Source organism: Orenia metallireducens, from assembly GCF_001693735.1.
Lineage (GTDB): Bacteria > Bacillota > Halanaerobiia > Halobacteroidales > Halobacteroidaceae > Orenia > Orenia metallireducens.
Window position 1 is genome coordinate 93,787 of record NZ_LWDV01000006.1, and the last position, 16,538, is coordinate 110,324.

General features: G+C 32.8%; 15 protein-coding genes and 1 pseudogene. 3 read left to right on the top strand and 13 right to left on the bottom strand.

What is annotated here, in order from left to right:
- Window positions 1-74 precede the first annotated feature (74 nt).
- From U472_RS01810 to U472_RS01855, 10 genes are all read right to left on the bottom strand, one after another.
- Entirely contained in the window at window positions 75-320 is a 246-nt protein-coding gene (locus tag U472_RS01810) for a TM1266 family iron-only hydrogenase system putative regulator (protein ID WP_068714930.1), read from the bottom strand.
- A complete protein-coding gene (locus U472_RS01815) occupies window positions 321-932 on the bottom strand; it encodes a DivIVA domain-containing protein (RefSeq protein ID WP_068714932.1) in 612 nt (203 codons plus the stop codon).
- A 12-nt stretch (window positions 933-944) separates the two neighbouring features.
- Window positions 945-1,733: a photosystem II electron transport protein, Sll1252 family gene (locus tag U472_RS01820; RefSeq protein WP_068714934.1), complete on the bottom strand. Its 789-nt coding sequence runs from the start codon at window positions 1,731-1,733 to the stop codon at window positions 945-947.
- A gap of 51 nt (window positions 1,734-1,784) precedes the next feature.
- Window positions 1,785-2,057 (bottom strand): YggT family protein, encoded by a 273-nt coding sequence (locus tag U472_RS01825; protein ID WP_068714936.1) that lies wholly within the window; start codon window positions 2,055-2,057, stop codon window positions 1,785-1,787.
- A complete protein-coding gene (gene proC, locus U472_RS01830; protein ID WP_068714938.1) occupies window positions 2,058-2,876 on the bottom strand; it encodes a pyrroline-5-carboxylate reductase in 819 nt (272 codons plus the stop codon).
- A complete protein-coding gene (locus U472_RS01835) occupies window positions 2,866-3,378 on the bottom strand; it encodes a cell division protein SepF (RefSeq protein WP_068714940.1) in 513 nt (170 codons plus the stop codon). The genes proC and U472_RS01835 overlap by 11 nt, the downstream gene beginning before the upstream one ends.
- Window positions 3,378-4,079 (bottom strand): YggS family pyridoxal phosphate-dependent enzyme, encoded by a 702-nt coding sequence (locus U472_RS01840; RefSeq protein ID WP_068714943.1) that lies wholly within the window; start codon window positions 4,077-4,079, stop codon window positions 3,378-3,380. Before U472_RS01840 ends, U472_RS01835 begins: the two co-directional genes overlap by 1 nt.
- Before the next feature lie 161 nt (window positions 4,080-4,240).
- Window positions 4,241-5,560: a PhoH family protein gene (locus U472_RS01845; RefSeq protein WP_068714945.1), complete on the bottom strand. Its 1,320-nt coding sequence runs from the start codon at window positions 5,558-5,560 to the stop codon at window positions 4,241-4,243.
- A gap of 18 nt (window positions 5,561-5,578) precedes the next feature.
- Window positions 5,579-6,505, bottom strand: coding sequence for a biotin/lipoyl attachment domain-containing protein (locus U472_RS01850; RefSeq protein ID WP_068714946.1), 927 nt, complete (start codon window positions 6,503-6,505; stop codon window positions 5,579-5,581).
- 450 nt (window positions 6,506-6,955) lie between these two features.
- The gene (locus U472_RS01855) at window positions 6,956-8,155 is read right to left on the bottom strand and encodes a dicarboxylate/amino acid:cation symporter (protein WP_068714948.1); all 1,200 of its coding nucleotides are present in this window, start codon (window positions 8,153-8,155) and stop codon (window positions 6,956-6,958) included.
- A 358-nt stretch (window positions 8,156-8,513) separates the two neighbouring features.
- Between U472_RS01855 and U472_RS01860 the strand changes: the two genes are divergently transcribed.
- The 3 genes from U472_RS01860 (at window position 8,514) to U472_RS01870 (ending at window position 13,883) form a co-directional block, all read left to right on the top strand.
- Window positions 8,514-9,431, top strand: a complete 918-nt coding sequence (locus U472_RS01860; RefSeq protein WP_068714950.1) for a bifunctional UDP-sugar hydrolase/5'-nucleotidase — start codon at window positions 8,514-8,516, stop codon at window positions 9,429-9,431.
- A gap of 345 nt (window positions 9,432-9,776) precedes the next feature.
- On the top strand, window positions 9,777-13,013 hold the full coding sequence (locus U472_RS01865) for a 5'-nucleotidase C-terminal domain-containing protein (RefSeq protein ID WP_068714952.1): 3,237 nt from the start codon (window positions 9,777-9,779) through the stop codon (window positions 13,011-13,013).
- Between the two features lie 174 nt (window positions 13,014-13,187).
- The gene (locus tag U472_RS01870; protein ID WP_068714954.1) at window positions 13,188-13,883 is read left to right on the top strand and encodes a muramidase family protein; all 696 of its coding nucleotides are present in this window, start codon (window positions 13,188-13,190) and stop codon (window positions 13,881-13,883) included.
- A gap of 54 nt (window positions 13,884-13,937) precedes the next feature.
- On the opposite strand, the gene U472_RS01875 is transcribed toward U472_RS01870, so the two are convergent.
- The 3 genes and pseudogenes from U472_RS01875 to U472_RS17135 form a co-directional block, all read right to left on the bottom strand.
- A complete protein-coding gene (locus U472_RS01875) occupies window positions 13,938-15,242 on the bottom strand; it encodes a glycoside hydrolase family 18 protein (protein WP_068714956.1) in 1,305 nt (434 codons plus the stop codon).
- A 388-nt stretch (window positions 15,243-15,630) separates the two neighbouring features.
- Window positions 15,631-16,329, bottom strand: coding sequence for a glycerophosphodiester phosphodiesterase (locus U472_RS01880; RefSeq protein WP_068714958.1), 699 nt, complete (start codon window positions 16,327-16,329; stop codon window positions 15,631-15,633).
- Window positions 16,330-16,406: 77 nt separating this feature from the next.
- Window positions 16,407-16,538 (bottom strand): annotated as a pseudogene (locus U472_RS17135) (IS30 family transposase); the annotation flags it as partial.

Below are 16,538 nucleotides of genomic sequence, written 5' to 3' on the forward strand. Positions count from 1 at the left end.
AAATTACTATAACACTAAAGGACAGACCTATTGTCTGCCCTATGGTTACTCTTTACTCGTCACTTTTTACCTCTTTACGTTGTTACCATAGACTTTACTTTGACACCTTGAAGATTTCCAATCTTTCCTGCCAAGGCACCTATCTGATCATTTGTTCCATCTACAATCAAAGAGATAATATTTAATCCCTTATCTTGATATGGTAGCCCCATCCTTCCTACAATAATATCCCCATATCTTGCTAAAATATCATTGACCTTTGCTGCTGCTCCGATCCGGTCACTGATTACAATACCAATTACTGCTACTCGTTTCTCCATTTATAGCTCCTCCTTACTATGATAATCCTCCTCAGATTTTAAGGTCTCAGCCTCTTCTGTTTCTGTTGACTCTTCCTCTTCTTCTAACATCTCTAAATGGCTCTGTAATAATGTCTTAAATCTAATTTTAAATAACCGTTCACTCTCTAACAACTGTTGGTATTCTCTATACTTATCCTCACTCTTCTCTCTAGCATCCATCAGTTGCTTCTTTGCTTCAAATTTAGCCTCATCAACTAGTTTATTAGCTTTAACCTCTGCACCTTCAATAATATTTTTAGCCTTAACTTCAGCACCTCTAAGAAGTTCATTAGCCTTTCTTTTAGCCTCTGTCAAAATCGATTCTGCTTTCTCTTGAGCCTGTTGCTTCTTATCTTCAGCAAATTTGTGAGCCTTATTTACAGTATCATCTAATGATTGTTGTAAATCTTCATACTTCTTCAGCTCCGCACTTAAATCATCAACAACAGAGTTCAATCTAGTCTGTTCTGAGATCATCTCTTCATAATATACTGCCACTAATTCTAAAAAGTCATCTACCTCTTGTGTATCATATCCTCTTAAACTCTTTTTAAACTTTTTATTATAGATATCTGCTGATATTAAAGACATAAGTATTCCCTCCTAGATATATCGCTTTAATCTCAATTTAATCCTTCCCCGATTAGATTCACCCAATAACTCATCTATCTCTACCCTACCTCTACCCCTAATAGAGATAATGTCCTCTTGATTTAATGAATAAGCAGGGTTATCGATAACCTTCCAATTAACTTTGACCTTCCCTTGCTCTATCTCTTTACTCATCTTACTACGGGATGTTGAAAAACCAGCACTAGCAACAGAGTCTAAGCGCAAAGAAGCCACAGTAGTCTCAATCTCCTTGATTCTCTCTGGCTCTATCTGCAAAGTATCAAAATCAATCTCTTCTATCTCCACCCCAACCTTATGTACTTTATCTAAATTTAATTTAATATAATCTTTAATCTCTTCAGCAACCACAGCTTGGCAACCTTCTTGATATAAGATTAAATCACCAACCATCTCTCGCTTAATCCCTGTTCCTAAGATAGAACCTAAAAAATCTCGATGGCTTACCTCTTGAAATTCAAATCTTCCTTTAATGTCTAATAGGACAATTGGACTCTCAACTAAATCTGCTAGATAATAATCAGGAGTCAATGCTAACCTCTTCCTCTCAGCTCGGTCATATCCTCCATACTCCCAAAAATTCAAATCTGCTATCTGCTCTAAAATAGGTTTAGCCAAATACAGGTGATGAGGATTTAAGAAATTAGTAAAAGTTGGTTGATGTCTGGTTAAAGCTAACTCTGCCTTATCTAAGATTTGAGCTAACTCTACTTTATCCTCTTCATCATTTATATGAGAGAGTAATCTCTCCTTATCTAACAATATTATCACTCCTATTCCCTCTACTATTAAAGTTAACTTCTTAATTTTTAATTAAAATAAATAAAGTAACAATTGAATTGCTCCATTTCGCACAATCTGTAAAGCCATTAAGACTATAATTGGTGAAAAATCAATTCCACCTAAGCTTGGCATCATCTCTTGAATTGGACCTAAAACAGGTTCTGTAGCTTGATAAATAAAAGCTATAATCTTTCTCATAGTCTGGTGATGGGTCGGTGGTTGAACCCAAGACAATACAACTCTAGCTATAACTAAATAATAATAAAATTGAAAAAATCTATCAATCAAATAAATTAAAAACATTTACTTCTCTCCTCTTAGCTCTTTTGATTTTATTGTAGCAGCCTCTACTGCCTGATATAGTGCTGAGCGTACTCCTTCTCTCTCCAGTATCTTCAGCCCTGTTATAGTCGTTCCTCCAGGAGAAGTTACCATATCCTTTAATTGACCAGGATGATTTTCTGACTGTAAAACCATCTTAGCAGAACCAATAATTGTTTGCAATGCTAAAGACAGAGCATCGTTACGATTTAAACCAACATTGACCCCTGCATCTGATAAGGCCTCAATGATCAAATAGATATAAGCAGGACCACTTCCACTAAGCCCTGTTACAGCATCCATTAATTCCTCTTCAACCTCTAATACCATCCCTACAGTTTCAAAGATTTGATTAACCAGATTTTTATCCTCATCTTGAGCAAAAGCTCCTAAACAATAAGCTATCGCCCCTTCTCCAATCAAAGCAGGTGTATTTGGCATTAGACGGATAACCGATACCTTTTCCCTTAGATGCTTTTCTATCATCATAGTATTGATTCCTGCTGCTATAGAGAATAGTTTTTGAGATTTGCTAATATTCTTTCCTACCTTATCCAAAACTATAGGAATTATTTTAGGTTTAACAGCTAAAATTAGATAATCAACCCTCTCTACTATCTCTTGATTATCTGTAGTAGTTTCTAAAGCATACCTCTCTTTTAAATCCTTTAATCTCTCTTCTCTAATATCACTAATATATATTTGATTAGACTTAAATAACTCTGACTTAATCAACCCTTTAATTAGAGCTTCTGCCATAGCACCTGCCCCAATAAATCCTATTTTTTTACTAATCTTCATAAAGACTCTCCTTCTCCCCTTTAGATATACCGTCTGCTATAGATACAGAGTCATCGTTATAACTGTTCTTATTTTCAGAGACATTCTTATCTTTAGATTTATAGGTAATATTAATTGAACCTGGAGCAAATAAAAATACGCTATCTCCAATTTTCTCTACATTGCCATTTAAAGCATAAATTGCACCACTGATAAAGTCAATGATTCTAATAGAAAGTTGATGGTCCGTCTTACTTAAATTAAGTAATATCGGTTGATTATCCTTTAGCTTATCAACGATATGTTGAGCTTCATCAAAGCTTTCTGGCTCTATAATTAACATATCTTTAACCTGCGAAGGGCTAATAACCGAATTTAACTCCTGCTCTTCTAGCCTTTGATCAGCTTGGAATTTCTCTTTTCTTTCTAACCTAACTGCTGGATAATCTTCATCTTCTATCTCCTGTGGACTTAAAGAGAAAAATTGGTCAACTTTGTCTAATACGGTATTGATAAACTCCATTAATTATACTCCCTTTCTCCAAAGATTGCTGAACCAACTCTTAAGATTGTTGCACCTTCTTCAATAGCTACCTCTAAATCATTACTCATACCCATCGATAACTCTTTCATCTCTACGCCATCTATCTTCTCTGCTTCTATCTTCTCTGCTAATTCTCTTAACTTACGAAAATATGGTCTTACCTCTTCAGGATTATCACTATAAGGTGCAATTGTCATCAACCCTTTAACCTTTACATTCTCAAAACCGCTAATCTTCTTTACCATCTCAATTGCCTCTTTAGTATAGATTCCAAATTTATTATCATCCTGAGCAGTATTAACCTGAACTAGGATATTCATTATTCTTTCTTCTTGTTTGGCCCTTTTATTGATCTCCTTAGCCAACCTTAAACTATCAACTGAATGAATCAACTTACATCTAGGCATTCTAGCTAAATACTTCACCTTATTTCTCTGTAAATGCCCTATCATGTGCCATTCTACTTCTGAAGAGAACTTCTCATTCTTTTCCATTAGCTCCTGTACTCTACTTTCACCAAATTCAAGATAGCCTTTATCTAAAACTATCCTCATCTTATCTAAGGAGTGATATTTAGAGATAGGCAGTAATTTAACCTCTGAAAGCTCCCTTCCTGACCTTTTAGCAGCAACTTTAATTCTCTCTTCTATTTTTAATAATCTACTATTAATATCCTCCATACATAAAACCTCCTCTCTAAGTAATTCTATATCTATTATTCTTTTCCTGCAAAAAAAATACACCTATATAGGTGTATTTTTAGTTCAAGCTTAGAATTAAGCTCAAGTAAGAGCTTTAATTTATAAATACTCTTAAAACTAAATCTAAGAATTAGAGTTAATTATAATGAGCTTGCTGCAATCTCTGCTAATTGAGAGCGTTCCCCTTTATACAAGGTTATATGACCAACTAACGCCTTATCTTTTAATCTCTCTACAACATATGTTAAACCATTACTATTACTATCAAGATAAGGATGATCTATCTGATAAGGATCTCCTGTTAAGATAATCTTGGTGTTTTCCCCAGCACGGGTAATGATCGTCTTCAATTCATGGGGGGTTAAGTTCTGTGCCTCATCAACTATGATAAATTGATTTGGAATACTTCGACCACGAATATAGGTGATTGCTTCCATCTCAATTAAGCCCATCTCTTTCAAATCAGCCACAGCACTAGCTCCATTCTCATCTTTACCACCTACTAAAAATTCCATATTATCAAAGATGGGTCTCATCCAAGGAGCTAGCTTCTCATCTTTATCTCCTGGTAAGAAGCCTAAATCATTTCCCATAGGAACTATTGGTCTAGTTACAATCAATCGTTTATAGGATTTATCCTCTACGACCTTCTGTAACCCAGCTGCCAAAGCTAATAAAGTTTTTCCTGTTCCTGCTTTACCAACCAAAGTCACCAATTTAATATTATCATTTAATAACAACTCAAAAGCACATTTTTGTTCACGGTTACGAGGCTTTATTCCCCAGACATCAGTTGGATTAAAGATGAAAGGTATTAATCTGTTTTTACTTTCATCATAAGAGCATAATGCTGATTGAGAACCTCCAAACTCATCTTCTAAATTGATGAATTGGTTAGGATATAATCTTTCCTCTAAATCCAATTCATTTAATTCTAACTTTTTATCTTTAAATAAAGCATTTATCTTATCTGAAGGAACACTTATATTCTTTATTCCCGAATATAGTTCATCAATATTCACAGCATCAGTTGAATAGTCCTCTGCTGCAAGACCCATAGCATCTGCCTTAATTCTCATATTGATATCTTTAGTAACTAAAATAACAGGGATATTACCATCTCTTTGTAACCCCAAAGTAGTTGCCAAAATTCGATTATCAGGCTTATTAGGATCCAATCCTCTAGGCAACTCCGCTAGAAGTTGGTGATTAAATTCAACCTTAAGTCTACCACCTTTATCTAACTCTACACTATCACATAATTTTCCTTTTTTTCTTAGCTCATCCAAATATCTTGAGAATATTCTAGCATTACTACCTACTGAGTCTTGGCGCTTTTTCTGATTATCGACCTCTTCAATAACCACCATTGGAATGATAACTTGGTTATCTTCAAAAGAGAATATGGATTTTGGATCATGTAATATAACATTGGTATCTAAGACATAAATTTTTTCCACTAGTATTCCCCCTTAATCTTAATTAAGAATAACTTTAACACCTGGTCCTACTCCTTTAATTACTGCTTGGTCTGCTACTTCTCCTAAAAGCTCAACCTCTTTAAAATAATTTTTCGTATAACCATTAACCATAACACCTATCTTATCATCCTTTTTTGTTAGAGCAGAACTAGGAACTACTATTCCATGATACCTCTTTCTAATAATTTCAACAGCTGTTTTTCGTAAATCTATTAGCTCTGGAATAAATCTACTAAACTCTATAATCATAATATTTTGAGGCTTATCTAATAAGATTGAATTTATCTTGCCTACAAAATATTCTTCTAATGTTGGAAAAAAGACCTCTACATCAGTTCCTACTTCATAATTGATTAACTGATCTTGAGGTAATAAGACTGCCAGATAAAATTTAAAATTATCAATCATTTTAAAGATAGGTCTTCCCATATTAACCTTATCCCCTGAGCTAACAGGATTATATTTACCTTTTAAATTTATAAAGTGATCATAATTGAGATTCTTTAAATTATCTTCTCTTAGGGTCATCTCTAACCCATCTACCTTGTAGCTAAGTATTCCTGCATAATAATTATAGAGATTATCACTCTGATTATCATCATAAATTACTGCTATCTTGTTTCCAGTACTTATTCTAGCACCTTCAGAGAAATAAAGTTCAACCTCTCCACCTTGAGGTGCAAAAGTTACCCTCTCCCTTCTAATTAAAATTCCTGAAGTTTTAATACTATCTTGAATTGTTTGATAAGTGGTAGTAGCTATCTTACTGGAATGATAACCAAAAAAGTTAATTCCAAAGATAACTATTAAACCACAAATAACTAAAAATAATAAAATTCTAATAAATACAGTTGCATTTAATTTGTTATTCTTTTTAAACTTCGTACTTTCAACCTTACTGGTAATTTTAGCAAAATCCCTCATAGTAACCCTACCTTTATATAACATTACAATTAATTCTAAATTGCTATTTTATATTTGTATAATTCTAGATATATAAAATAATTCCTACCTATCTATTTCAAAATAATGAAAATTTAATAATTTTAAAATATTTTTAGATCCTCTCTTATATCTATAACAAGATTTTAAAACTCTCCTTTCTTTGTTAAAATTAATCATAGTAAATTTAGGGTTACTAGTCTTTGTACTTAATATCATATTATTCTTAAACTTGAAATATGTGTATTTTATGATAGATTCTCTATAATAGCTGATTAACTTTTTATAGTATAGATGTATGAATATATATTATAACTTTATGGGTAGATTGCGACAGTTTTACTTTTAAAAAATCATAACTCTATAGAAATTAAAACTCATCCTTAATAATAAAGAAACTCAGCCATTAATAGCTGAGTTTCTTTATAGAGATTATATATTTTCATTAATAGAGTCACCTTCATTTGTTACAATTTCTGTCCTAGATAAGCTATTCATAATAATAGCTATAGAACCATCACCCATTACATTAGCTGCTGTACCGAAGCTATCTTGTGCTAAATGTAGGGCAATCATCAAAGATTTCTGCATACCTCCAAAGCCTAACATTCCTTCTAATAGTCCTAAGGAAGCCATTACCCCTCCTCCTGGAATTCCAGGTGCTGCTACCATAGTTACTCCTAACATTAAGATAAAGGGAAACATCGCAGCAAAGGTTACTGCCTGACCACTTAACATCATTACAGCCATTGAAGCTAAAGTTAAAGTAATAGTATCACCTGCTAAGTGGATAGTTGCACCTAAAGGAATTACAAAATCTGCAATGTCTTCTTCTACATCATTGCTTAATACTGAACGTACTGTTACTGGAATAGTAGCTGCTGAAGATTGAGTTCCTATTGCAGTAAAGTATGCTGGTAGCATATTTTTGATAGATTTAACTGGATTTCTCTTACCGATATGACAAGCAATTAAATACTGGATAACTACATAAGTAGTCTGTAATCCAATAATAAGTATAAATACTTTACCAAAAGAAGACATAATAGAAGCAACCTTTCCAGCATAACTCATATTAGCTATAATACCAGCAATATGAAGAGGTAATAATGGAATGATTACTACTTTAATAACTTTCTGAACTATATTTTGAAAATCTTTAATTACATTATAAAGACTCTTCCCTTGAATATTAGCCATCCCTAAACCAATCATAAATGCAGTTACTAATGCTGTCATCACACCCATCATAGGCGGAATATCTATATTGAAGAAAGCCTTAACAGTATTATCTATTGTATTTAAGTCTGTATTTCCATTTAATAAGACGGGCAATAATGCTTTTCCTAAAATAAAAGCCAAAGTTCCTGCAATAATTGTTGATAGATAAGCTATTGCTGTTGCAATACCTAATAATTTACTAGCACCTTTCCCCAACTCTGCAATACCTGGAGCTACAAAAGCAATAATAATAAATGGAATAATATAACTCAATAAGCTACCAAAAATTCCGTTAAAGGTTTTCAATAAAGAGATTGGCCACTCTGATCCTGCTTTCAAACAGAAAGTTCCCAAGATTAAACCTACTATAATCCCGATAACTAACTTTGGTAATAAACCTAATTTTTTCATCTTTTCTCCTCCTAAATTACTTATGTCTGTCATTAAAACACATATGTATATTATATAAATACTTATGATGAATTTCAAGAAAAATATCATTGTTTATATCAAACTATTAAAAATTTTATAAATCATTCTAGATATTACTCCTTAGTAATTTTTATGATATATTTAACAATGATACACATTATTTTCAAGAGGATTCTAAACTAAAACATATAATTATATATTTTAGAAGAAGAATATAAAAAATAACAACTTTAATCTTTCAAGCTAACATGGAATTAATAGAATTAAAAGATACTGCTTACATTAAATTAACTTAATCGAAAATATTATTTTAAAACTATTATCAAGGAGGTAGAATATGTTCGTTAAGAAATCAAGAGTATTTATTTTTGTTCTCTCACTGATTTTGCTATCTTTTCTAATAAACTCTTTAATTCCAGAAGAAGACAGAACCATCGATGCTATGTCTGAAAAACCTATTAAGCCAAATACCTATTATAAACAGATTGATATTATCTCCACCAATAATTTTAATAGTGATATCGGAGATAATATTAATAACTCTACCACAGTTATTGAACACTACATTAGCCAAAATCCCGCAGGAACACTTCTAATAAATACTGGCGATAACTATCAAAGTGGCTTTACTCTTCCTGCTAGCTACAATAAACCTACACTATATCTAGGCAATTACTTAGAATATACAGCTAATAATAAATTCAACTTAAGTCAGAGTAAGTTTAAAAAGATTATAGAAAAGACAGATTATCAATTCTTAGCTGCTAGTCTCTACAATAAAGATACAGGCAAACCCGTTGAATATCTAAAACCTTACCTAATAGAAGAAGTTAATGGAATTAAAGTAGGGTTAATTGGTATCTTTATTCCTTCTATTATAGAAGATAATAACTTAGTAACTAAAGACTCTATAATGTTAATCAATCAAATTGTCCCCCAGATAAGAGCAGAGGGAGCGGACTTAGTTATTCTGATTGCTCACACTCTAAAGGAAGAAAAATCTAAAAATGACCAAAATAGTCAAAGGTTAATTGAAATAGCTAAACAGCTTCAAGACGTAGATGGGATTATAAGTGGGGGGCAGCAGCAAGCCATAGCAACTATTATACAAGAAATTCCTCTAATAGCTGGTTATCAAGTCGGTCATTTACGCTTTCTAATTAATACAGAGACTAGAGAGGTTAATAGAATAATTCCTAATATTTATGGAGTTAAAACGAGAGTATTAAATGCTCTTCTGGATAATGATGCTTAAACAATAGCCAGTAACAATTTTAACAGATTATAAAAATAGATTAACTAAAACCAACTTAAATAGTCACTTCTTGGACCATAAATTTAATAATTTTAACAGAGAGCTATAATCATTTAGGAATAATTTTACCTAGATTGATTATAGCTTTTTATTTAATCTTAATAGGCTATTATTCCACTTATTGTAAATAATCATTATGTATTAATTTTTTCCATTTAGGGAATAAAATTGAAATTAAAGGTTTTCTTATGTAAAATGTTATAAAGAGATTTAATTTTAGTTTTTAACTAGCCTATATATTTAATTATAGTTTAGTTAAAATAAAAAAGTATAAGGGGGAATAAAATGTACAAGAAAAATTTGATTTCAAAAGCTTTAATACTAGTAATAGTTTTAACTCTATTTGCTATTGGAGTTAGTGCTATGTCATCAAGACCACTTGAAGATAAGAGTAAGACCATTACTATCCTTCAAACCAGTGATATCCATGGTCATATCTATCCATGGGCATACAAGACTGATGAAGAGGATGATGATGTAGGGTTAGCCAAGGTCTATACTATTGTTAAAGATATAAGAGAAGAGAACAGTAATACTCTTCTTGTTGATTCTGGAGATACAATTCAAGGAACTACCTTAGCAGATATCTTCAAGGATAGAGGTGATGTAATACATCCAATGATGAATGTAATGAACCTAATGAACTATGATGCTTGGGTACTAGGAAATCATGAGTTCAACTTTGGATTGGGTACTCTACAGAATGTTATTGCTGATGCTAATTTTCCTGTGCTATCAGCTAATATCCATTACAAGAATGAAGATAGATTATTTGTAAAACCTTATACAATCAAAGAGGTAGATGGAATTAAGGTCGCTATCTTAGGATTGACTACCCCTAATATTCCTCGCTGGGATGGGGATAAAGTAACTGCTCTTGAATTTGAAGATATGTCTGAGACGGCAAAAAAATATATTCCTGAAATGAAGAAAAAAGGAGCAGATATAATTATAGCCCTTGCCCACGCAGGCTTAGAGGGAGAAGGGCATAAGACTGGTGGAGACAAGGTCAGAAAAATAGCTGAAGAGAATCCAGAAATCACTGCTATCTTTGCTGGACATAATCACGAGATCGTAAATCAAACTGTCAATGGAGTATTGGTAGTTGCTCCCGAAGACAAAGGTCATCAAATTTCAAGGGTCGATCTAACAATTACTAAAAAAAGTGGAAAATGGGTAGTTATTAATAAAAAAGGAACTTACCTAGAAACCAAAGCTGTTAAGGCAGCCCCTGAAGTATTGGAATTAGCCAAAGATTATCATCAAGAGACTATTGATTATGTGACAACTCCTATTGGAACAGCTACTGGAGACTTTACTCCAGAAGATGAAGTTAAGGGAATTCCATCAGCTCAAATTCAAGATACTCCATTAGTTGACTTCATCAATCAGATACAATTAGAAGCTACAGGTGCTGATATCTCTTCAGCAGCATTATTTGATAGTAATGCTACTATTCAAGCAGGTCCTGTATCTATTAAAGATGCTACTTTGATTTATAAATATCCTAACACTCTCTATACTGTAGAAATTACAGGTAAAGAGTTAAAGGATTATATGGAGTTAACTGCTGCTTATTTTAATACTTATCAGGATGGTGATTTAACAATCAGCTTCAACCCAGAGATTCGTGGCTATAACTACGATATGTTTGCTGGGGTTGAGTATAAGGTTGATATCTCCAAGCCTGCTGGAGAAAGAATTGTTGACTTAACCTTTAAAAGTAAGACAGTTACTGATGAACAGACTTTTACTCTAGCATTAAATAACTACCGTTATGGTGGCTTGAAGGCATCAGGAATTATCCACAATGAAGCAAATTTCAAATCAGAAAAGACAATTCAACAATATATCATTGATTATATCAAAGAAGCTAAAAGAATCAATCCAACTGTAGATAATAACTGGAAGATTATCGGTGCTGATTTAAGCCATCCACAACGAAATAAGGTTATTGAGCTTATCAATGCAGGTATTATAAATATCCCTGCTAAAAATCGCTCTTGGAATGCTAAGAGTATCAATATCAATGACCCACAGGTTCAAGCTGCTCTAAATAATTATAAAAAGATAGATATCCTCTCTACTAATGACTTCCATGGTAATGTACGAGGTGGATATGAAGCTGGTGCTGCTAATTTTGCAGCAGTAATAGATTATTATAAAAAACAAAATCCTGAAGGCACTATCCTAGTAAGTGGTGGTGATAGCTACCAAGGTACTCCAGTCTCTACATTAAATCATGGAGCACCAGTTATTGAATTATTTAACTACCTTGGATATACAGCTAGTACTATCGGTAACCATGAATTTGACTGGGGACAAGACATATTGGCAGAAATCACTCACAAAGCAGATTATAAATTTGTAGCTGCTAATTTATATAACAAGAATACTGATCAAGTAGTTGATTATGCAAAGCCATATATTATCACTGAAGTCAATGGCGTTAAAGTAGGGATTATCGGAATTTCAACTCCTGATACTTTAACTTCTGTTATGCCAACTAATATTGAAAATCTAGAATTTAGAGATCCTGCTATAGTAATTAATAAAGTTGCTCCAAAGCTAAGAGCGGCAGGAGCAGACTTAATTATCGTATTAAGCCATATGCCAGGTAATACAGACTGGACTACTGGTGAAGTTAGTGGTGAATTGATTGAGGTGGCTAAAGAAGTTGATGGCATAGATGGGATGATTGGTGGTCATAGCCATGATACAGTAACAGCTACAGTCAACGGTATTCCTATAGTAGAAGCCTACAAGCATGGACGTAAAATTGGACATTTAAGCTACTTTGTAAATACAGAGACTGATGAGGTTGTAACTATTGAACCCACTACCCATGCTGTTAGAAAGACTAAGCTTAATATCAGTTTAGATAAGAAGGCTCAAGCTATTGTTGACAAGTACCAAAAAGTAATTGAACCAATTATGAATGAAGTCCTCACTACTTCCAAGGTATCCTTAAAACGTGAATATAATGATATTTCTAATATGGGTGTATTGGTTACAGATGCTATTAAAGAGTATACTCAAGCAGATGTTGTATTCCAAAATGCTGGTGGATTAAGAATTGATATTCCAGCTGGTAAGGTTAAAGTAGAACAAATTTACTCTCTATTACCCTTTGGCAATACTGTTGTAACAACAGAGATGACTGGTCAACAGATTATCGACATCTTAGAACAGAGCTTTACTCTTGATAAAGGGATGATGCAATTATCAGGATTGAAGGTAATTTATGACCCAAATAAAGCAAAATATAATAGATTAATTAGTGTTCAATTAGCTGATGGTACTCCACTTCAACTAGATAAGAAGTATAAAGTAGCAACCAATAACTTCTTAGCTGTAGGTGGCGATAAGTTCAATACCTTTAAAGAGGTTGAATTTACTAACAGCTATAAAGAAATCAAAGAGATAGTAATTGAATATTTACGTGCTCAAGATACCATCAATCCAAAAGTTGATAACCGAGTAATCAAAAAGAATGAATTAGTTATAGAACCTGCTGCATAAATACCTAAAGAGTTAGGTTGAATTCAACCTAACTCTTTTTTTATTCTAAGCTAATTTTTATTTAAAATTAATATAATATACCAATAATCCAACATTATAATTAAACTAAAAATCCCATATCCATTCTATAGTGCATAATATATATAAAATGAATCTGAAAGGAGGATATTACTGATGCCCCAAAACTGTCCTAATGGAACTCTATACACTATTCGCCCTGGTGATTCAGTATATAATTTAGCTGGTCGTTTTGAGATAACTGTTGAGTCAATAATAGCTGCTAATCCAAATATTGACCCTGCAAATTTACAAGTAGGTCAACAGATATGTATACCAGTTAAAGATATCTCTGGTCCCTGTGAAAGTGGCTTCTTTTATACAGTCGTTCTAGGGGACACTTTCTTTAATATAGCTCGTCGCTTTAATATCACTACCGAAGCTTTAGCTGCAGCTAATCCAGGTGTTGACCCTAACAAATTACAGATTGGTCAGGAGATATGTGTTCCAGCACCAACACCTTCAGTAAGACCATGTGAAGGTCGCTTTTATACAGTTAAACCAGGTGAGACTTTTGTTAGTATAGCTAAAAAATTTGGTTATACCCTTGATGTTTTACTTGTTATTAACTCTGGAATAGACCCTAAGCAACTTAGAGCAGGACAAGAAATCTGTTTACCACCTGCTCCTACCCCTGGTGCAGAACCTGTACCATGTCCAGGAGGCTCAATTTATATTGTTGAACTAGGAGATACCTTCTATACTATCGCTGAAAAGTATAGTGTACCTATAGAAGACTTGAAGAAGGCTAACCCTCAAATTAAAGACATAAATAAATTAGATGCTGGAACTCCTATCTGTATACCAAGTTAAATATATAAATTATAGAAATAGACTAATAAGCATATAACCTGTTAGTCTATTTCTTCACTTTTTATACTGATTCCTTAAACTCTTTGTAAGGGGAAAATCGCCAATCGAATTCTTCCTCCCTACTTCCTTACTGCTAAACTTCTCATATATTGTATTTATCAGCGTCCCCTCGAAATCATCTCCTGTAATCTCCCAGATAACTATGCCACCTAGATTATTTGTGTTAACATAATCAGCTCTCTCTGACAAAGAAATCTCATCTTCATAGGTATAAAAATAACTCATCTCTCTATTATACAGGTAAGGTACTCTAGAGTATTTATCTCGATACTTAATATAACCCCTTACATTCTCTAGCTCTTTCATCTTCCAATAAGGGTTTTCTCCTCCATTTCCCAGGATACTAGGTGCTCCTCCAGAAGCCATGGTATATAAACCATTATTCTTATCATCCACATTCTTCCACCCCCTTGAATAGAAAGGAGCCCCTACAATTAATTTCTCAGCTGGTATATTATATCTTTCTATATAGAATTTAACTACATCATCAAGGTTTAAGCTTTGAGAATACTTCCCTAACCAGTTTTCAGGGCTTTTATAGATTGGAGAATGGTGGTTTGTCACATTTTCCCAAGCACCATGCATATCATAACTCATCAAATTAATAAAATCTAAATATTGATGGTACTTGTCAGGCTCTTGTCTTCCTATAATCTTATCCTCTCCTGCTGGAATAGCTATAGTTAACATCTTATCCTCCATCCCATGACTATCATAAGCTCCTCTAACCTCTTTAAGTAATTTTGTAAAATTCTCTTTATCTTGAGGTCCTCCTGCTACCCCATCCCTGTTAACACCTGGATATTCCCAATCAATATCTAAACCATCTATAAAAGGATACCTCTTGAGAAACTCTATCCAACTATCTATAAACTTCTTCCTATTCTCTGCTGTTAGAGCCATCTCATGAAACATATCACTCTCTGACCAACCACCAATAGAGATAATTACTTTCACATCTGGATATCTTCTTTTATAGTATTTGTACTCTCCAAAATGCCCCTTAAGATTATCAAATCTCCAAAAACCAGAATGCTCAAACTCTTTTTCAAAATCGACAAACTTATCGGTAGATTCTAACTGAAAATCATCATTTATCTTAAAGAAAGCATGATTGATTATAGTTACCTTATCCCACGGTATATCACCTACAGAAAAGTTCTTATACTGAGGACTATAGGTAGCCCAATTGGGAAAATAAGCAACAATATTCTTATCTATATCTTTTGGAGCAACAGTTGAACTTGAAGAGATTACTAATAAAACTAGAGCCATCACATAAGATATTATCTGCTGCATGATTTGCTCCCCCTTATTTGATATATAAGTATAAAGGTATGTTAATTAATGTGTTGTATTAATTGAATTTCAATATAAAAACTGTCTCTTTATTGGTATATTGCGACAGTTTTAAACCTCACCCCCTACCCCCTCTCCTTAACTTAGGAGAGGGATAGGGTGAGGTGTGAACTCTAAAAGTGTCGTAATATCATTCCATTGTGCCATTCTTTCTACTAAACATAAAATCTTAGTAGAAGTTATAGTAATATTATAACATCTTTAATTTTAATTATCTTTTCATAAATTTTGTGTTTATTTGAGATTTATTACAATTTCTAATTATTATAGGGATTATAAAAGGAACAAGTTAAAACTTGTCCCTTCGCTTAGTAATTATTCGATATTTTTAAAATAATTCTGGATAATCACTCATAATACCATCAACACCTAACTTTACTAACCTATCAACTTCTTCTTTACTATTAACAGTCCATGTATTGATAAAATACCCATAATCCTTCACTTCTTCTACCAACGCTCTATTTACTGTCAAATAATGAGGATGAATCCCATCAGCTTCAGCCTCTTGAATTAGTCTAATTGGATTTACTGGTAGAGCGCCAATTAAAACTGCTGTCCTTAAAGAATAGTTCTTCCTCTTAATTAATTTTAGTATTCTATGGTCAAAGGAAGAGATGATAACCCCTTCTTCATACTCTTCCTCCTTCAATATATCAAGTAACTTTGCCATAATAATCTCACTCTTTTGTTGATTAATCTTAATCTCAATATTTATTTTCATTTTATCTTTAAGTAGATTAATTACCTCTTTCAAAGTAAGTATCCTCTCATCACTAAACTCATCACTAAACCAGCTACCAATATCAATTTCTTTTAATTCAATCAAGGTCATATTACTTATCTTCTCATCTAAGCCTGCAATTCTCTTTAAATCATAATCATGAAATACGATTAAATTATTATCTTTAGTTAGTTGAATATCTAATTCTACCATATCTAATCCCAACTTTATTGATTTAAGAAAAGCAGCTTTAGTATTCTCTGGGGCTATACCCGAAGCTCCACGGTGACCTACTTTTAACATTAGTATCCCTCCATAATATAATAAATATATTACCTAAATTGCAATATTAAATTGAACTAGTCTCAAACTGTAATAATTTAACCGTATAAAATATCTTTTAATTGATCTTCAAATGCTTCATCAGGTGTTAAGTAACCTAAGATTTTTCTTGGTAGAGTATTACACCAGTTTTGAATCCTAGCAATTGCTTTGACAGAGTATTCACTTAT